The sequence below is a fragment of the Laspinema palackyanum D2c genome (assembly GCF_025370875.1).
Taxonomy (GTDB): domain Bacteria; phylum Cyanobacteriota; class Cyanobacteriia; order Cyanobacteriales; family Laspinemataceae; genus Laspinema; species Laspinema palackyanum.
The window spans coordinates 15,662-34,895 of sequence record NZ_JAMXFD010000018.1 but is presented as its reverse complement, the minus strand read 5'-3'; the positions used below and the strand labels follow the sequence as shown (position 1 = coordinate 34,895).

Annotated in this window: 13 protein-coding genes; 7 read left to right on the top strand and 6 right to left on the bottom strand. The window is 48.5% G+C overall.

Translation table 11 applies throughout. From position 1 onward, the window contains the following. The first annotated feature begins 85 nt into the window (after positions 1-85). Positions 86-580: a hypothetical protein gene (locus tag NG795_RS19220; protein ID WP_367290262.1), complete on the top strand. Its 495-nt coding sequence runs from the start codon at positions 86-88 to the stop codon at positions 578-580. Between the two features lie 313 nt (positions 581-893). Further along, the gene (locus NG795_RS19215) at positions 894-1,031 is read left to right on the top strand and encodes a hypothetical protein (RefSeq protein WP_367290261.1); all 138 of its coding nucleotides are present in this window, start codon (positions 894-896) and stop codon (positions 1,029-1,031) included. Positions 1,032-1,146: 115 nt separating this feature from the next. Here NG795_RS19215 and sds read toward each other — a convergent pair whose 3' ends face one another. The 3 genes from sds to NG795_RS19200 all read right to left on the bottom strand — a co-directional run bounded on the left by sds (position 1,147) and on the right by NG795_RS19200 (position 6,228). Further along, complete coding sequence (gene sds / locus NG795_RS19210) at positions 1,147-2,118, bottom strand: solanesyl diphosphate synthase (protein ID WP_367290260.1); 972 nt, start codon at positions 2,116-2,118, stop codon at positions 1,147-1,149. 1,269 nt (positions 2,119-3,387) lie between these two features. Next, the gene (gene murI / locus NG795_RS19205) at positions 3,388-4,251 is read right to left on the bottom strand and encodes a glutamate racemase (protein ID WP_367290317.1); all 864 of its coding nucleotides are present in this window, start codon (positions 4,249-4,251) and stop codon (positions 3,388-3,390) included. Between the two features lie 201 nt (positions 4,252-4,452). Next, positions 4,453-6,228 (bottom strand): N-acetylmuramoyl-L-alanine amidase, encoded by a 1,776-nt coding sequence (locus tag NG795_RS19200; protein ID WP_367290259.1) that lies wholly within the window; start codon positions 6,226-6,228, stop codon positions 4,453-4,455. A gap of 1,054 nt (positions 6,229-7,282) precedes the next feature. Between NG795_RS19200 and NG795_RS19195 the strand changes: the two genes are divergently transcribed. Beyond that, positions 7,283-7,669 (top strand): hypothetical protein, encoded by a 387-nt coding sequence (locus NG795_RS19195; RefSeq protein WP_367290258.1) that lies wholly within the window; start codon positions 7,283-7,285, stop codon positions 7,667-7,669. 31 nt (positions 7,670-7,700) lie between these two features. Here NG795_RS19195 and NG795_RS19190 read toward each other — a convergent pair whose 3' ends face one another. Together NG795_RS19190 and NG795_RS19185 are read right to left on the bottom strand one after the other, a co-directional pair. Next, positions 7,701-8,873 (bottom strand): pyridoxal phosphate-dependent aminotransferase, encoded by a 1,173-nt coding sequence (locus NG795_RS19190; protein ID WP_367290257.1) that lies wholly within the window; start codon positions 8,871-8,873, stop codon positions 7,701-7,703. A gap of 225 nt (positions 8,874-9,098) precedes the next feature. Next, positions 9,099-9,320 (bottom strand): hypothetical protein, encoded by a 222-nt coding sequence (locus NG795_RS19185; RefSeq protein WP_367290256.1) that lies wholly within the window; start codon positions 9,318-9,320, stop codon positions 9,099-9,101. A gap of 322 nt (positions 9,321-9,642) precedes the next feature. On the opposite strand from NG795_RS19185, the gene NG795_RS19180 reads away from it, so the two are divergent. The 4 genes from NG795_RS19180 (at position 9,643) to NG795_RS19165 (ending at position 16,914) form a co-directional block, all read left to right on the top strand. After that, on the top strand, positions 9,643-9,978 hold the full coding sequence (locus NG795_RS19180; protein ID WP_367290255.1) for an STAS domain-containing protein: 336 nt from the start codon (positions 9,643-9,645) through the stop codon (positions 9,976-9,978). Between the two features lie 329 nt (positions 9,979-10,307). Beyond that, a complete protein-coding gene (locus NG795_RS19175) occupies positions 10,308-12,944 on the top strand; it encodes a TIGR03960 family B12-binding radical SAM protein (RefSeq protein ID WP_367290254.1) in 2,637 nt (878 codons plus the stop codon). 1,005 nt (positions 12,945-13,949) lie between these two features. Beyond that, positions 13,950-16,040, top strand: a complete 2,091-nt coding sequence (gene rne / locus NG795_RS19170) for a ribonuclease E (protein ID WP_367290253.1) — start codon at positions 13,950-13,952, stop codon at positions 16,038-16,040. Positions 16,041-16,257: 217 nt separating this feature from the next. Continuing rightward, positions 16,258-16,914: a ribonuclease HII gene (locus NG795_RS19165; RefSeq protein WP_436836066.1), complete on the top strand. Its 657-nt coding sequence runs from the start codon at positions 16,258-16,260 to the stop codon at positions 16,912-16,914. Between the two features lie 11 nt (positions 16,915-16,925). Here NG795_RS19165 and NG795_RS19160 read toward each other — a convergent pair whose 3' ends face one another. Next, positions 16,926-19,196, bottom strand: a complete 2,271-nt coding sequence (locus NG795_RS19160; RefSeq protein WP_367290252.1) for an NACHT C-terminal helical domain 2-containing protein — start codon at positions 19,194-19,196, stop codon at positions 16,926-16,928. Positions 19,197-19,234: the final 38 nt, after the last annotated feature.

Below are 19,234 nucleotides of genomic sequence, written 5' to 3'. Positions count from 1 at the left end.
TTTGTTAAGTATCAACCCCCTAGTCCAGCTAGGGATGACTACAGCTAAACTTAAATGGATGATAGAAAGCTCGACCTATTTAACAATGAATTTAGATCGACAAGTTCAGCTTCTGATTGACAATGCACCCCAAGATGGTCAAACTCCTGGTATCGTGGCTGCGATCGCGCCAGCGTTGAAGCAACTGGCTTTGCAATTGCGCCATTCCCAGTATTATATCCTGCAAACTCTTAATCAACGTTGGATGGTGACGGCGTTACGCAATCGCGCTCAACCGGATCTTGAGAAACAGGTAATTTATGCTTTTCCTTCAGTTAAGGACGCCAGCAACGGTGCTTATGCTCCCAAAGATTCACAAGCAGTCGCTGTGCCGGTCCCGGTCATTCATATTTTATTTCAGATGGTGGCAATTGATACCCTCGATAGTGTGGTTTTTTTTGAAAAATCAGGAGATGTTTCCGCCGGGACGGAGGTCCGCCGTCAGGACCTTCAAACCCTGATTCAAGCTCAGTTACAACAACATTTGCAACCCCAGACCAATCCCCTTAAATTTCGCCCGGTCCCGCCGGATATTGCCTAATTCCGATCCGGGGAGAGTCCCGGTTTAGTTAGGTTAGCCCTTTTGGAGGAACTCTCCCCTGAACAGTCTGGAGAAATAGCTAGATGGCAAAGGGTTAGTCCGGCTCACCGGGATGGTAAGGGCGATCGGATTTGCCCTTGTCGGTCGGGTTTTCTGTCTTTTTCGCACTCTGTTAACCCGGCAACCGCTTTGTTAAATCGGTTGTCGGGTGAATATTTCCACCCCATTGATGGATCTATTCCACAAAAACGCTCCCGGTTCATTCGCTCAAGGGCCTAAGCACTAGACCCTTGTTGGCAAATTCCCTCCTTTATTGCTGGGTTTCGGTGCCACTGCCGCAGCAGAGGTCCCGAAATGGCAGAGGAAAATTGGGCAACTTGATGAGCAACTTGAATGGCGATCGCAATTTCCGGAGCAAGGGTTAAGCGCGATCGCGTCCGTGGAAGACTAGAGCCATCAACTGCGATCGTCTCAGAACCCTTAACACCCTCAACGGACCGTTAACGGTTCATCCTCGGTACGATTTCGCTACATAAGGATCCAACTGACCGGCTGAACGCTCATTGCTAATACAAGCGACTCAGGACATAATCCGCTAACTTTACCAAGGCTTGATGACATTCGCCTGGGGGCAGCCCATCTAAGTGCTTGACCGCATCCCGAGCATGGAAAGCGGCCAATTCCCTGGCGCGAGGGATGCCATTGGAGTCTTTAATCAAGGCGATCGCCTCGGCTAAATCCTCCTCTTCGGCAAACTCCCGCTCTATTAAAACCTCTAAATAGGGTTTTTCTTCCAACGCATATAATGTCGGTGCCGTCAGATTGCCACTGCTGAGGTCCGAACCCGCATTTTTTCCTAAAACATCTGTTGAACCCGTGAAGTCTAAGATATCATCCACAATTTGAAACGCTAGACCAATCTGGCGTCCATATTGATAGAAGTTTTCGGCCAATTCGGCATCTACCTCACTTAATATACCCGCCGCTTTAGAACTGTTGGCAATTAAGGAGGCGGTTTTATAGTAGCTTTTTTCTAGGTAAGCTTCAATTCCTAAACTGCTGTCAAATCGATTCAGCCCTTGCTGAATCTCTCCCTCGGCTAGATTCATAATCACTTCCGAGAGCAATTTGACCACTTCTAAGTTATCTAAATTGGCTAAATACCAGCTCGATTGAGCAAACAGGAAATCCCCAGCTAACACCGCAACACGATTGCCAAATCGACTATGAACCGTCGGCACTCCTCGGCGGAGTTCCGATTCGTCCACGACATCATCGTGGACTAAGCTGGCAGTGTGGATCATTTCCGTGATTTCTGCTAATCGTCGATGACGAGGGGTGATCTCTCCATCGGGTGACAAGGCCCGCGAGAGCAACAGCACGATTGCTGGCCTCATCCGTTTTCCCTTGGCCCCAAAAAGGTACTCCGCCGCAGCGAACAAAATGGGGTGACGGGCACCAACTAGCTGTTTCAGGTTCTCGGTTAACAACCGCAGGTCTGCTTCAACCGGGGAAAATAGGGAGGTGGTTGAGGTCATGGATAGGCCGACTCAGACGTAAAGTTACGAAATTTTACATATATTCTAAGCGAAGCCTCTCCCGATCCGACACTTTTCTTGTAAAAATATCCTGAAAAGCTCATCGGACCGAGATCTTGGCTTCTTTTTAAAGAATTGTTAAATAAAGTTGAGGAAACCCTGGAAAACTTGACCCGCTTGTGTTAGGGTAGAAAGTAAGAATTTAAAGATTCACTCCGTAGGCGTAGCGACGCTACCCAGTTTGGTTTGGCTCCCTGCACCCATCAAGTCATAGATTGTTAGCTAGGTGACTGATTTTAAGAATCAGAACTTCTCCTAGGTGACTTGGGGCTTGGGATATGGATTGGGTAAATGGATGAGAAAAAAACCCAGAGTGGGTTACGTTCAGTAAACCCCAGGCGGGTGGCTTTCAGTCTGGATTTTCTTTGATGCTCGCTTCTTGTTTTTCGTTCGCTCCCAAGCCGTTGATTGCGTTGGGAAAGCAAGGAGTAGCCAGAACCCCGAAAAACCTAGAGTGGGTTTTTCTCGGTCACCGCAAGACCGATGGCATGGGGTTTGGCATTCACCACTCCCATTCACACTGTTTCATTGGCTCGGGATCCGTGGGATCCTTAGAAAACCCAGAACGATAGAGATCTTTTGGAAGGGATGTATTTCCAGCTTTGAAGGTTACAGCGGTAACTAGAGGGGTTTGGGAAATCCTCTATAGGTCCTCAAGATTAAGAAAAGGGTTTTCACCGAGCGGCTATATGGGTCTGACCAGGCCCGTGCCAGTATTTTGAAGCAAATTCTGCTTGAAAGTGCTGACAGAATTCCTATGACTATTTTCGTTGACGACTCTTACGCTTTCATTTCTGGCCGTACTATGACTTACACTGATATGCCTTTGATTATTCCGGTTCTGGCAACAGGTTATTTGTTAACCATTTATTTGCTCTTGAGTTTGGCAGGGCGACACGCGAAAGGGTCAAGTTCAAGACCCTGAAGCAGTGTTCCTGCTCCGATTCAGATGCAGGAGAACTATTTCGGTAGCAGAGCGATCGCCTTCAAACGAAGTGGCGATCGCTTTCGACTCCAGTGATTCGTCACAAATTCCCTCGCCCCCCTTAAAATAACCGGACCTGGGGCGATCGCCTCACCGAGAGGTCGTTACACACCAGAACCTAGAAGCCAGAACCCCAAAATTTATCAACCAAGGCGACCCCAACCCAATCTCCATCGGGCAACAGGTCGCCTTGATGCTCAGCGCAATTTGGAACAGCCTGTTGCTCAAGGTTCGACCGGCAAAGGCTGACCTTCTAAGACAGGTAAACACACCTTGGACACCACGGGAGTACATCCGAGCAAGTGCACCGCCCGTTGAGCAAACTCTTGAGCACAACCACTCACCGTAAATCGAGTCGGGAGTGCCGGACGAGTCTCGCGTAACCCTAACATCTCCAACTCCCGGGCCGCCGCTGCCACCACATGAACAGCCGGATCCACCAACTGAACCGAACTCGGCAAAATACTCTTGAAAACAGGAGCTAACAGGGGATAGTGAGTACAGCCATAAACCAACGTATCGATTTGCTGCTCTTGTAGAGGAGCCAAATATTCCCGGGCCACCTCCATCGTGTAAGGGTCATTAATCAGGTTGCCTTCAATTAAAGGGACGAACTCGGGACAACCCACTTGCCAAACCCTCGACTCTGGATTCATTTCTTGAATCGCACGGCGATAGGCATTACTTGCCGCCGTTGCCGGGGTCGCAATCACCCCAATCCGGCGACCTTGACTGACCGCTGCCCGAGCACCGGGTAAAATTACGCCCAACATCGGCACTGGAAACTCCGCTTGCACCATTTCCAGAGCGAGAGCGGAACTGGTATTGCAGGCCATAATGACCATTTTGACATTTTCCGTCATCATCCAGTGGAGAATCTCGCGCACAAATTGGACAATTTCGGCTTGAGAGCGAGTGCCATAAGGAAGACGAGCGGTATCCCCAAAATAAAGAATGGATTCCTGGGGAAGTTGGCGGTAGAGTTCTCGCAAGACAGTCAGGCCCCCCAGACCACTGTCAAAAACCCCTATTCTCGGTCGTTGGTTGTTGCCATCAGATCCAGGGGTATAGGGTGGGGAACCCGCAATGGAACTGGAGAGATAGTCAGAGCCAGTATTGCGGACAAACCCATCGCTTTGTCCTGGACAATCGTCATGCAAGGGACGCAGGTCAGACTCAAAAAAGTTAGACACGGGTGGTTGATTTGCTTCAAGTGTATGGGTTAGAAATCAGCAGTCAGGAGCCAAAATTCGGGAATCTTTCAGAAAGATTTCCCATTTTGAGGCGGACTAGGGATTTTGCAGGTATTGTAGAATACCCTGGACGATCGCCTGAGCTAATTGAGTCCGGTAAGCGGCATTGGCCAGCCGAGGGGCATCTTCTGCACCTGTGACAAACCCGACTTCCAGTAAAACTGCAGGCATGGAGGTATGGCGCAAGACATAGAATCGCGATTGCCGCACCCGGCGATCGCGAGCGCCAGTCCCTTGCAACAGGCTATTATGAATCGTTTGAGCTAGACGCTGACCACTGGAATAATAATAAGTCTCAATGCCATTCACATCCGGGCGACTCATATCAATCGCATTGGCGTGAATGCTAACAAAAATATCTGCATTGACCCGGTTGGCCAGTTGAACCCGAGGCGCTAAATCGATTTCCCGGTCATCCTGACGAGTCATCACAATTTGGACGCCATTTTGTTCTAAAAGTCTTGCCACCTGGTTGGAAATGTCCATGACGATTTCCTTTTCTTGGATTCCCCCAATGCCAACGGCACCGGGGTCTCCGCCGCCATGTCCCGCATCGATGACCACCACTCGTCTGCCATCTCGCGATCGCATCGGCGAGGGGGCGGGATAACTCATCGGTGCCGGGGCGGTGGGAATCGAGGTGCTGGAGTTCGGGACCGCTGCCATGTTACCCGACCGTTGTAGGGTAACCGAGAGCAATTGTGGACTGGGTTGGGTCAGGGGTCCAATCCTTACCCCGGCTGCGGGTTGGACCAGAATTGCCACAGTTTGGGGGTCTTCTTGCTGCAACTTCACCCATAAAAAAGCACCCCGATTCGTAGACTGAGGAGGTTGGACCCCATTGCCTAACTGGGCTGAGGGAATGACGATGCGATAAGCCCCTGAAGCCCGGTCCCATTCGCTGGTGTAGGTGAACGGTTGATTGGATTTGATTAAAATTTGGGACCCATCTTGTTGTAGTTCGATGCCTTCAATGGTGACTCGGCGATCGCTCGTGGGATTCTGCGCCATTGCGACAGACCCAGGCCCGACCCCAGAACCTTGAGGACCGGGCAGAACCACCACCCCACCTAGGTTGCTGGCGGTGACCTGCCAATTGGAGTTAGTATCCGATAAGACGAATGTCACGCGCACTCCCGGAGTTGACCCGTCTAGGGGTCGGACACTCATGCGAGCCACCCCGTGGCGATCGAGCATTTGGTCTCGTGACCCCATGTTGGGCGAGATGGTGGCCCCGGGGATATCTACATATAAGGAGCGATCGCTACTCCGCTCCATTTTGACTTGCGGCTGTCCCCCTCGGGTCCGGATAAAAAATCCATCCGGGGTCACCTGAACATTTTCGATTTGAACTCCGCTGCCGGATTGAGCCGGTGGTGCAGTTGCCCCCACTCCAGTTGATGCGGCACCAATTCGTTCAGGGGTGGGTAAGTCCACGGTCCATTCCGTGGGAGTGATTCCCCGGAACTGGACCTGTTGCGGATCTAGGGTATAACCCGGGCTTAATTCAATGACTAATCGGGTGATGTTTGCCTCAAATTGTCCCACCCGAATGGACTGAAATCCTGGACTGCCAAGGGGCTGAGTGACCGTGGAGCGATCCAGGGTAGTCCCGGGCAAATCAATCACCAGGCGTGTGGGATTGGCGATTAATTGCGCTGTGGGTTGAACCCCCCCGGCAGTGGTAAAATGCAGTCGGTTTTGATCTGTATCAAAACGCCAATATTCCAGCCTAGCCGCTTGCGCGGGAGCGGATAATAGTAACACGGCAGTTGCCGTTGGGAGTAGCCAAGAAAATATTTGCGGTTTCACCCAATTTCTCATAATGTTGTGTTGCAGATAGTACAGCCATAGCGGTTCACAGGGGCTTGGATGGCCCAGTCGCCATCGGCACCCTCCCAAGGGTTATAAGCCTTAGTTTATTAACATAATCTTAAGACTGGCTTGAACCATATCATGTTCTCATCGGGAAAGGTGGAAGTTTTGTCCCCATCAAGCGTAACCTACCCTTTTCTCTGATTTTTTTAAAAGACTCGCTGAAGGACCCGTGCAGGCTCAACCTGGGCAATTGTTGAGGGAGCCTACACCCCCATATTTTTCTTCCTGAGTCAACCCGATTGGGACAGGGCTAGAATCTCAACTACATCTCCTGAGTCAGTTATTATATCTAGCTGAGCGGGAGATGCAAACCATTCTCATGGGTTTTAAGAATTCCTCCGCCGGAGTAGGTCTGGATTGATGGAAGGGGTTAACTCATGGCACTTTTGGAACGCCTCCACCAAAAAGTTCAAGGGTCAAGGACTTTTAGGCGGTAACGCTTTGCACCCTGACCCGTTTTGGAACCCTCAGAAATAGCCCACTTTTTGAGGGGGGATGTCCTACTGGGAATTGAACACCCATTCGCGATCGCGCCCTTCCCAGGTTTCCAACATTTTTCAGGGAACTAACCTACTTCTCCGGATGCACCATTGCCTGAGTGCAAATTGCGTCCCTCCCTCGGAGCTACTCCGATAGGGACCCAGAGCGAAGATATCCCGAAAACTCGCCACTTTTGCTTAAAATAGTGATAGCTGTTCTTTGATGAATCCACTCTATTTTTTTCAAGTGTGGGAATGCTGTGGCTTTAGCTAAACGAATAGTTGAGAAGTTTAGCGGTTCAAAATAAGATCTCAGGTTTTAATTCCCCCTGTTCCATCTTTTAGATGCCCTAACCCTGGATTAGGTTCACAAAGGGGAACGTTTCCGAATGATGCAAGAGGTCTATACCCATAAAAGCAATGTTTTGGGTCTCGATCCGCTCGGGGATCTCAACTTCAGCCAAACCCCGTTTGTCTGTGCCGTTTTTAGGGTGCTGTAAAACTAATTCATGCATTTCTCTTGCTCTTTTCAACCTTGCCAGATTGTCTGTCTTGAACATCACCAAACTTGCCTCTATGCAGAAGTGATTCAAATTTTGGCAACTCGTTCGATGTTATGGTTGCGACCCCTGATGTTGGCCGGGGGTCCCGTCCTGACCCGTCCACCCTTTCCCGATGAATGCCGGGAACTGTATGATCTACGCGAAGGGGCGGATTTGGTTTGGCCTCAAAGTTTATTCCGCTTGGCTTTAGATACGGAAGTGATTCCTTTATTGATGGAACTCCAAAGTTTTCCTCCTCCAGAACCCGGGTTTTCGCAGATCGCCCACGATCGCCTCAGAGCATTTGTTCAACAAGTTTGGCAAGCTCACCCTGAAGCATTTGAGGGCTGTTAGCAGTCGTCTTCCACTCCTGCACCCGCTTTTATTATTGATACCGAATTCCCGCATCTTTCATGCGGTGAATCCCCTCTATTATTCTCTCTTCCGTTACAGTTAACGCAATTCTAAAAAACCCTTCCCCTGCCGCACCATATCCGTTCCCCGGTGGGACGATAATTCCGCATTTTTCTAAGAGCAAGGTGACAAACTCAGCCGAAGAATATCCCGGCGGAACCGGAGTCCAGACATATAAGGTCGCTTTCGGGGGTGAAATCGGCCACCCTAGAGATTGTAACCCTTGGATTAAGATATCTCGGCGATTTTGATACACAGCAATCACCGATTGCAGTTCTTCTTCTGTGGTGGAAAACCCGGCGATCGCAGCCCTTTGAATCGCCTTAAACACTCCCGAATCTACATTCGATTTCACCTGCCGTAATCCTTGAATTCCTTTGGCATTCCCCACAGCAAAGCCAATGCGCCATCCGGTCATATTATAGGCTTTCGACAAACTGTGGAATTCTAGGGTGACATCCTTGGCACCGGGTACTTCTAAGACGCTGGGGGGTTTATAGCCGTCGTAAGCCATTTCTGCATAAGCATGATCGTGGCATAACAAGATGTCATGTTTGCGACAAAAAGCCACTAATTTTTCAAAAAATTCTAAAGAGGCGATCGCCCCAGTGGGATTGCTAGGATAATTAATCCACAATAATTTTGTCTGCCGCGCCACCTCTTCTGGAATCGCCTCTAAATCCGGTAAAAATCCCCGTTCTGGTGTCAGCGGCATGGTATAGGGTTCGCCACCGGCAAACAGGGTCGAGGAACGATAAACCGGGTAACCCGGGTCCGGAATTAAGGTATAGTCTCCCGGTTCCACAAAGGCTAAAAAGGTATTATGAATCGCTTCTTTTGAGCCAATTGAAGAGACAATTTCTTGGTCTGGGTCTAATCCTTTCACCCCAAACCGTTTCTCCATCCACTGCACCGCTGCTTCCCGGAACTCCTGCGTTCCCTGATACGGGGGATAGTTATGGGTTGCGGGATCCTCGATCGCCTCATGCATAGCCTGAAGAATATGTGCAGGCGTCGGTTTGTCCGGATCGCCGACTCCCATATTAATGATGTCAATCCCTTGGGCGATGAGTTCGTTGCGCTTGCGGTCAATCTCCGCAAATAGATAGGGAGGAATTTTCTCTAAACGTTTGGCAAACTGCATGACGACGTGACAACCCGATCCAGGTCAGCATAAAAAACCTGAAGACAGTTTACCGCACTTTTTGATCCCTTAAAGTTTCTTTTTTACCGGGGGAAACCCATCCCGTCAGACAGGGACCTGAGCAATCGGTTGGCGGGTCTAATGCACCCCGATTCAGGGGTTGCAACCGATTGAAGGCTGTTTTTGAGTTGGGGGTTGGTTTTGGAGGCGATCGCGTTGGATGTTTTAGCGACTTGCGACTAATTGAATGCGACCTGCATCCATTTCTGCCATTAATAATTCCAGGGCTTCATAATCTACATCATCGATATAACCAAGGCGGCTTAACTCAGAGTTGATACCATTTTCGATATCTGGAGTTAGCTGCTTGATATAGAGCGCTTTCTCTACCAGTTGACGAATCACGGCGGTACCTCGCAGGGGGGCGATCGGGAGAATTCGATACATCTGTCATTGTCCGCTTAATCTTGACCGGATCGAGTGATAAGATGCGGCCTTTGTTGGTGATTTCGATCGCATCAAAAGTGGATAGTCTGTGATATTCATATCCAGGACCCAATTTTCCTGGACTTGTGGAAATTACTGAGGCGATTGAGTATAATTTAATACCTTTTAGACATTCTTAATGAAAACTTTATAAAACCTCGATTAAATAAAAAGATTCTACGAAACCACTCCCCTTCTATAGGAGATTTTTAGGAACCTAGACTAGAGTATAAAAACAAGATGTTAAATTTACCAAAAATAGACTTCAGTCGAGGTTAAACAAATGCTTACTAATGTTGCCAGTCCCGAAATTAGCTTCGTTCGGTTACAGGGTGAATTCAATGCCTCGAATGCTGCTGCACTTCAAACTCAACTGACCTCAGTCGTGCAGTCTTCGATCCCTTCTACGGTTCTGGTGGATATGGAAAATGTGAATTTTCTGGATAGTGCGGGTCTGATGGCGTTAGTTTCAGCGATGAGTCTGGCTCACCGGCTCAACCGCCGTTTTAGTTTATGTGGCGTCTCTCCCTCGATTCGGATTATTTTTGAAATTACTCAACTTGATCGGGTATTTGAGCTATTTGAAACTCGGGCGGAATTTGAAGCCGTTTTGAATTAAAATCCTTTTTGAACTGTTAAACGTATATTTAGCTTTGATTCGATTAACTTAAGGATGTCTAAAAGCGCTATTTCAATAGGGGCAAATTCCCGGAATGCATGAAAACCTGGGGGTTTGTCCTTTGTCCTTTGGATTGTTGAATACTCATCGCTCAACCCCCAACAACCAATGACCAATGACCAATAACCAATGACCAATAACCAATAACCCATTCATCCTTCCCGACAACCGTATAAAATAAAGAGGCTCGAATGGCGCATCCGTATGGACTGGATGTGACTGGGCCCTGATGAAGGGCATCGAGAACCCTTAGAAAGTAGAGAGTTGCCGTGTCAGTTGCAGTAGAGAAACTCCTCACCCCAGACATATTACAACCCGCTCGTTATCTGGGTAATGAGTTGGGGGCGGTGCATAAACCTTGGGACAGTGCCGCTGTGCGTTGGGTGCTCACTTATCCAGAAGTCTATGAGGTAGGAGCCTCCAATTTAGGGCATCTGATTCTATACAATATTTTGAATGCCCAACCGCGACAGCTTTGCGATCGCTCCTATTTACCCGGTGCGGACCTGGTTTTGAAGCTGCGAAATACTCAGACTCCGTTATTTTCCGTGGAGTCCAAGCGATCGCTGCCGGAATTTGACATCCTCGGATTCAGTCTCAGTTATGAACTGGGGGCCACCAATATCTTAGAAATGTTGGACCTAGGGGGCATTCCCCTCACCGCCCAAGAGCGTTCTAGTCCAGGTCCCTGGAACGTGGAAACCGGAAGCTGGCCCCTAGTTTTTGCTGGGGGCCAAACTGCCACCTCTAATCCAGAACCCTACGCGGAGTTTTTTGACTTTATCGCCCTCGGTGATGGGGAAGAACTCCTGCCGGAAATTGGGTTAGTGCTTGAAGAAGGCAAAGCTGCGGGATTGACTCGGGAAGAATTACTGTTTGATTTAGCCCAAGTTCCGGGGGTGTACGTTCCCCAGTTCTACGATATGGCGGAGGATGGATCCGTGCATCCCAACCGTCCCGGGGTACCGAAACGGGTCTTGCGCCGAGTTGCCACCCCGATTCCCGCCTATTCCATCGGGTTAGTGCCTTATGTGGAAACGGTGCACGATCGCCTGACAATGGAAATTCGCCGAGGATGCACTCGCGGTTGTCGGTTCTGTCAACCGGGAATGCTCACCCGTCCTGCCCGCGATGTGGATCCAGACCAGGTAATCGAGGCGATCGAAGCCGGAATGAGGGCCACCGGCTATAACGAATTTTCCCTGTTGTCCCTGAGTTGTTCCGACTATCTCGCCTTGCCTGCGGTGGGAATGGAAATTAAAAACCGACTCAAGGACCAAAATATTTCCCTGTCCCTGCCGTCGCAACGGGTCGATCGCTTTGATGAAAATATTGCCAATATCCTCGGGGGCACCCGCACCAGTGGGTTGACTTTTGCCCCCGAAGCAGGAACGCAGCGGATGCGGGATATCATTAATAAAGGACTGACCAACGAAGAATTGTGGCGGGGCATTAAAACCGCTTACGAACAGGGCTGGAATAAAGTCAAACTTTATTTTATGATCGGCTTACCTGGAGAAACCGACGCGGATGTTCTCGGAATTGCCGAAACCGTCCATTGGCTCCAGCAAGAATGTCGTACCCTAGGAGGGAAGCGGTTAGAGGTCACGTTGACCATTTCTAACTTTACGCCGAAACCCCATACTCCGTTCCAATGGCATTCTGTCTCCACGGCTGAATTTTTGCGGAAGCAAGACTTGCTTCGCCAGGAATTTCGCCGGATGCGAGGGGTAAAGGCCAATTTTACGGATGTGCGGATTTCGGCGATGGAAGATTTTGTGGGCCGTGGCGATCGCCGGTTAGCGCCAGTGGTGCGTCGGGCTTGGGAACTGGGTGCTGGGATGGATTCTTGGTGGGAGAGTTTGGACCGGGCTTTTGGAGCCTGGACCCAGGCGATCGCTGAATCTGATTTAAGCTGGAAATACCGGCAAGTCGAAAGTGGCGAATGGAACGTCATGGACGGCACTGGCACCGACTTAGACGCTCGTCTCGATGCTCCTCTGCCCTGGGATGTCCTAGATACCGGAATTGATAAAAACTGGTTGAAAGAAGATCTCAAGCTGGCACTGGCAGCGGCAACGGTTCCCGACTGTTCTTTTGAGGGTTGCTCCCATTGTGGGGTCTGTGGTGTTGACTTTGGTCACAATATCGTTGTTGCACCCCTGCCGATTCCTGCATTTGCCGGTCACTTTTCGCCTAACATCGATCGCGTCCAACGATTGCGTCTGTGGATGGGTAAAATGGGTGACATGGCACTGGTCAGCCATCTGGATTTACTCCGATTATTCGATCGCGCCGTCCGTCGAGCGGATTTACCGATCTCCTTCACTGGAGGATATCATCCGGGACCTCGAATTTCACCGGCGAACGCCCTCACCCTGGGTTACACCTCGGAAAGCGAAATCGTAGATTTTGAACTGACTGAACTCATGGATCCCGAGGAATTCCGGGAAAGGTTGAGTGCTCAACTTCCGGCAGACCTGCCGATTCATCGGATTGAGTCGGTGGCGGTGAAAGCGCCTTCGGCGAGTCAACTCCTGGACCAAGCGGAGTATATCCTGCGATTGGGGTTAACCCCCTCGTCAGATCCGGAGGTCGCTTTGCAAGGGTCAGACTGGCAGCAGTGGATCTCGGAAATCCTGGCTGCTGAGGAAATTGAATGGGAACATACGACCAAAAGAGGGAAAATCAAATGGGTGAATCTGCGCGATCGCCTCTTTGAATTGGAACAAGTTGAAGTGTCAGCCGATGCCTTGACTTGCACCCTCCGCGTTCTTGGCAGTTGCCGTCACGACGGGACCCTATTACGTCCTACCCATATCCTCTATATGTTTGAAAGGATGGCAAAACGGGAGTTTGAGTTGTTGCACGCTCACCGAAAACAGTTAATTTTGGCTGAAATCTGAAATTTATTTACCGCTATCCTAGATTCTGCTAAGATATAACCCGATGGCCCAACCCATCGCTACCTGAAGCTACATAAACTCAGTCTTTGAGAAAGTTTAGGGTTTCCTGCCTTAAACTCGTCCAAATTGAGTCAGCAGAGGGTAGAAAGTCGAGGGGCCTTTTAAAAGAGCCATCGTCATAGAGAGCATTCGATCAAGACAAACAGCCAAGGGACCTTTAAAACGGGTCAAGTTTTGAGAAAGCAACAGAGACAGAGCCGGTCGCTGTTCTCCTGTCGGACCCTTATGTTGTGATACCCCTTTCTGGCTAAGTGCGAAGCCGTTCAGGGTAAATTTGTCAAGATTAATTTCCAACTTTCTGTTCTCTATACAGTCACTACAGTGTCAAAGGGGCAATCATCACCTCGGTAGTTGTGGCTGGACAAACCGTAGAGAGGCGAAATTTAGCAGTTCTACGACCTTCTTCCACACCAGATGCCAAGCACGAGATGCTGGCAATCATTCCCTGCCGCCAAAACTTTCAGAATTTAGATGTATTCTTTGCCAGTTCCATAAGAGGGATTGGATACCCAATCTTTTGCCAGAGGGAATCCAAAGTATTCTACGAATGTAGTCGGGATACCCTTTTCATCGTAGCTATTGATTCGATCGCTTCGGTCACGGGCTTTTCAGCAATAGCTCTAGCTTGGACCCAACGAGGGATATCAAAGATTAATTTTCCGCCCTAGTGGGTCGGTTCAGTATTAGATAAACAGGACAAAAAACTGGGTTTGATGCCCAAAGCAATTCGCTTTCGCCAGCATAAATTTTGTCAAGAACCCTTGTTGTCTTCCCTCTACTGTCCCGACACCCTAGAAAATCAAGTTTCGTTTTTTCTATAGCTACATAGGAAGCGGTCATCGGTCGTACTGGGCTTTTGATGCCACGAGCGAACCCAGTAAACGTAGAGACTCCATTAAAGGTCTCTGTTGGTGATAGCTCATAGCCAAGTTTTGAGGAAATTGAATGTCGAAGCAAATTATTATCGCAGAGCAGTATAGAATTGCTGCTGTTTTTTCTGAAGATCAGATTCAGGAACTCGTCGTCGCCACCGGAACGCATCAAGTCAGTGATATCTATCTCGGAGTAGTGGAAAACGTCCTACCGGGGATAGATGCAGCCTTTGTTAACATCGGCGATCCGGACCGCAATGGATTTATTCACGTTACTGACCTTGGACCGTTACGCTTAAAACGCTCGTCTGGAGCCATTACGGAACTGTTGTCACCCCAACAAAAAGTTCTGGTCCAAGTCATGAAGGAACCGACGGGAAATAAGGGCCCCCGTCTGACTGGGAATATTACTCTTCCTGGTCGCTATCTGGTCCTAATGCCGTTCGGTCGTGGGGTGAATCTCTCTCGCCGGATCCGCACAGAAGCGGAACGGAATCGACTCCGAGCCTTAGCTATTTTAATTAAGCCAGCAGGGATGGGACTGTTAGTCCGCACGGAAGCTGAAGGGGTCGGGGAAGAGGCGATTTTAGAAGATTTAGAGTTTCTCCAAAAACAGTGGGAGGATGTGCAACGGGAAGCGGCGACAATTCGTCCTCCGGCACTGTTGAATCGAGATGATGATTTTATTCAGCGCGTGCTTCGGGATATGTACAGCGCTGATGTGAATCGGATTGTGGTTGATGCCAGCACTGGGGTGAAGCGCGTCAAGCAACAGTTGATGAGTTGGAATGAGGGTAAGACGCCGCCAGGGGTGTTAATTGATGAACACCGCGAGCGCACTCCGATTTTGGAATATTTCCGGGTAAATGCGGCGATTCGCGAAGCGCTGAAACCGAGGGTGGATTTACCGTCTGGGGGTTACATTATTATTGAGCCGACAGAAGCGCTGACGGTGATTGATGTTAACTCGGGTTCGTTTACGCGATCGGCGACTTCCCGGGAAACGGTGTTATGGACCAACTGTGAAGCGGCAACGGAAATCGCCCGTCAATTGCGGTTACGGAATATCGCTGGGGTGATTATTGTCGATTTTATTGATATGGACTCCCGTCGCGACCAATTGCAGGTTCTGGAGCATTTCAATAAGGCCCTGAAAGCGGATAAAAATCGACCGCAAATTGCTCAACTCTCGGAGTTGGGGTTGGTTGAACTGACCCGCAAGCGCCAAGGTCAGAATGTGTATGAATTGTTTAGTCGCTCTTGTCCGACTTGTGGAGGGTCAGGACATCATGTGCATCTGCCGGGAGAAGGAGACAGTCCGATTGAACCGAGTCAGCCGATTCTCCCCGATGTGAGCGATCGCCTGGTGGTCCCCTCGCCAGTTAAGGAAACTCGCGTCCCGGAACCCACTGTCCGCGATATCCCCGATTATGAGGCAACGACAGAAGTCTCGGAGTTGGATCTGCTCAATCATCCCAGCTATCAAGAATTGGGTCCAGGAGGCCCTCGCCGTCGCCGTCGTCGTCGCTTAGATGGGGGTGAAGGGGAAGCAACCGAGGAAACAGCGGTAAAAACTCCTGCTGCGGTTCGCAGTATCTCGCCGATCCTACCGGGGAGTCGAGAACCGAAACCGGAATGGACGGAACCGGAACCTTACGTGGCTGCTCCTGCGTATGCGCTGACGAATGACCGAGATTTGCGATCGTCGAAGGAGGATCGTCCCGATCGCTCGGAACGGGGTCGCCGGATCCGCGATTATGACAAGGTGAACGAACCGGCAGAGGTGATTCACGTCGAAATGACGCCGGAAGAGCAAGATGTCTATGCGCTGATGGGGATTTCTCCGTTGATCCTCCGGGAAGATGAGGTGAAACCTCCCAAATCAGCCGTGATCTCCGTGACGGAACCGGGAGAGTCGGTTTCTTCTTTCTCGGAACCGAGTTTTGACGATGAAGAACCGATCGCAGAGGCGGATGTAGAGGAGGAGTCTCCCGAGGAGGAGTCTCCCGAGGAGAATTTTGCTCCAGTTCATCAGGCAGAGGCTGAACCAGATGCTGATGATGATGAAGACATTTCCGCATCCTATGAGGAAGACAATGAGGATAATTCGGCTGGAGTCGCCATTCGTCGTCGCCGTCGTCGTTCTTCTGCCTCCGACAGTTAGTTCGGTTTGATTCAATATTGTCCTTGGAGAGTCTTTCCACTTCTCCAAGGACAATCTTTTTGTTTATACCTACGCTTTAGCCCGCAGGCTAAAGCCTGGGGCTATACGGACAAAGCCCGCCTGCGCGGGCTAGTCTATAAAAATGACTTTTGATACCGGGATTTGGTATTAATAAATATTGTTTGAATCTGAATAATTGTTTACCCCCAAAAAAATCGTGCCGTTAAATGTGCCGCAACAACTTAGTCTCTGGGATGTCTCAGATAACAGCAAAAATCCCAATAAAACACCCCCAAATGACAGAATTGCCGGGGTGGATGAAGTGGGACGGGGTTGTTTATTTGGTCCGGTGGTTGCAGGCGCGGTGATTTTATCTGATGAGGCGGCTACACTGTTGAAGGCAGCCGGGGTAACGGATAGTAAGAAATTGTCTCATAACCAACGCTGTCGGTTAGCAAAACTAATCCGGGAGGAGGCAGTCGCCTATGCAATTGGCATGGCATCGGTCCAAGAAATCGATCGCCTGAATATTTTACAAGCCTCTCTATTAGCGATGAAACGGTCCGTTAATAAACTGCAAGTTAAACCGGAGTTTTGTTTAATTGACGGCAATCAACGCATTCCTAATTTAGGAATTCCCCAACAAACGATGATTAAAGGAGATAGCAATTCGTTAGTGATTGCCGCTGCCAGTATTTTGGCAAAAGTCTGGCGGGATGATTTAATTGTGCGCTTGGCGAAGAAATATCCGGAGTATGATTTGACCAGTAATAAAGGTTATGGTACGGCGAAACATACTCAGGCATTGCAACAGTATGGGGTTTCGCGGCAACATAGGCGATCGTTTGCACCTTGTCGGATAGGGGGAATTTGAAGGGTTCGGTTTTATGGGGATTGGCGTTTTTCTGTTTTGCGTTTTTCTATTTCTGCGATCGGTAACAGTAAAGTCTCCTCAATCTCCTCCCGCACCTCCCTGGAAACATAGCAATCACTGTTGAGGCAGTCTAAAATCAACTCATTGGCATTACAATACCACTCCAATAATTGTGCTTCTTCAAAAGAAGTGATATTATATTCATTGACATTTGTAATTTCAATGATTTCCATCATACTGTTGATTTCCATTTTTTTTGACCAAGATTCCCATACACCTAAAATATACTCTCTCTCTATAAAACCCAGCAAAATCTTGGTTCTTATAGGTATTTCTGATGCCGAAGAAGCTAAGTGTTGACAAAAACTGGAACCTATATTTTGGGTTGGGGTTGGTGAAAATTTTAATAAAAAAAGCCTATTTGCAGATACATTTATAATTAAAAATTTATTATTTGAGTAATTAAATAAATTAAATAGCTTTGATATAGGATCTTTACCACAAGAATAAAAGGATTTAATTAAGTGCAACCTATCGTAACAATCCCAGGGATAGCATAATAAACCCGGGTGATTATTTACCCTATCTAGAATCTGTTTTAATCGGTCGTAACGGTCAATCAGATGATTGGCCTCATGTTTCATTAAAAGCAACAGTGTATCTGCAAGAGACGACATACCTGCTGCTAAGAGAAAGACTTCACGCCACTGTTTATCAGTAAGGTGGCTGACTAACTTTTGCAATGCTTCCTCTGAGGATTGTTGATTAATAATAATTTCTCGGGCCGTGAAATATTCATGAAAGGTGAGATGAGAAAATGAATAAATCCCTTTAGCCCGTTCGATGAGCAACCCGTGTTGCGCTTCAATTGAGCGCAATACTACCTCACTGTCCAGTTGTAGGGCTTCTTCATCTGTATTGGCACCAGGTAAATTGCGAATGTATTCTGTGATGTAGCGTTCGGCTTCTTTTTTCTTAAAGAAATAGTCTCCAGCTTCAAAGGTGGTTAAAGCAATTTTGCTGAGTAAATCTTCCTTGCGCTGGGGTGATAGCTTTTTATAAACCTGGTCTCGATAAATTCCCCGTTTAGCATCCCATTTTTTCAAGAGCACATCCAGACCTTCTTTATAAAGTTCGGAGCGATTCGCGGGAAAGTCTCCGGTTTCTTCAAAGGTCAAACAGAGCAGGGTCAGCAGGAGGGGACTGGTGGCAAGCTCGTGGATTCTTGGGGATTTTTCCAGATTGTTTATAAAGGTTTCAGGTTTTACAGCTTTATTCTTAAACCACTTGTTCGCAAAATTAGAAATTTGGGTATTGTCAAAATCGGCGATTTCAACTTCTGTAAAGGGTTCAAACGTATATTCACGGGCTGCAATCCGGCAGGTTATTACAAAATGGTTATCCCGAAACTGAGTAGAAAAATGGCGAATTTCGTTTACAACCCGGTGACTATCTTCTTCCCGAACTTCGTCCAATCCATCCAGTAAGACTAAAGCCTGACCCTGGTGGATAATTTCGGACAAAGATACGCCATAATTAGGAGATTGAATGATGTAGTTGAGCAAGCTGGGTTGGTTTACTGCTTCAGAAAAATCTTTAAGGGTGATAAAAATTGGGATGCGATTTCCCAGAAATTTGCGATTCAGGCATTGAATTGCTAAATATTTCAAAAATGTGGTTTTTCCAGCTCCTGGTTTACCCAAGATTATAAGTTTAGAATATTTGGCGATCGCCTCTAATCCAGGCACTCGTTCTTCTATAATTTTCCCCCGTGCAAAACGTTCAAAATCCTCAGAATTACAGTGTTGCAATAAATCGGGAATTCCTTTACGTCTGCGCCCGGTAATGGTTTCCAAAATATTGACGTGGGTGTAGATATCATCTAACCCGATCGGGTGGGTCATATCCAGGACTCGCATGGTGCCGCATTCGTTTTGAATATAGGCGCGGACCATTTCCCGTGCCTGTTGCACCAGGAACTCGATATCGATCGCAGGGTTAGAAGGATCGGGAATTGTAGAAGCCGGAGAGTTCTGATAGTTTTTAATCAGGATATCGTGTAATTGTCGGGCTTTCCCTGGCCCCTTACCGCTAATGCTGAACGCGCGATAGACTCCTGTCATTCGAGTTCGGAAAGCATTAGGAGTGATATGGAGAGTCTCTGCAATTTCCTGTTCATTCTTATTGCTACTATAGCGTTCGACAAACGCCTCTTGCTGTTCCTCCGTCAAGTTATAATACTGTGCCCGTTGAGTCAGAAAGTCACGAGGTAGAGGTTGCATGGGCAAATTTCTCCATCACTTTAAACCCAGTCTAGCAA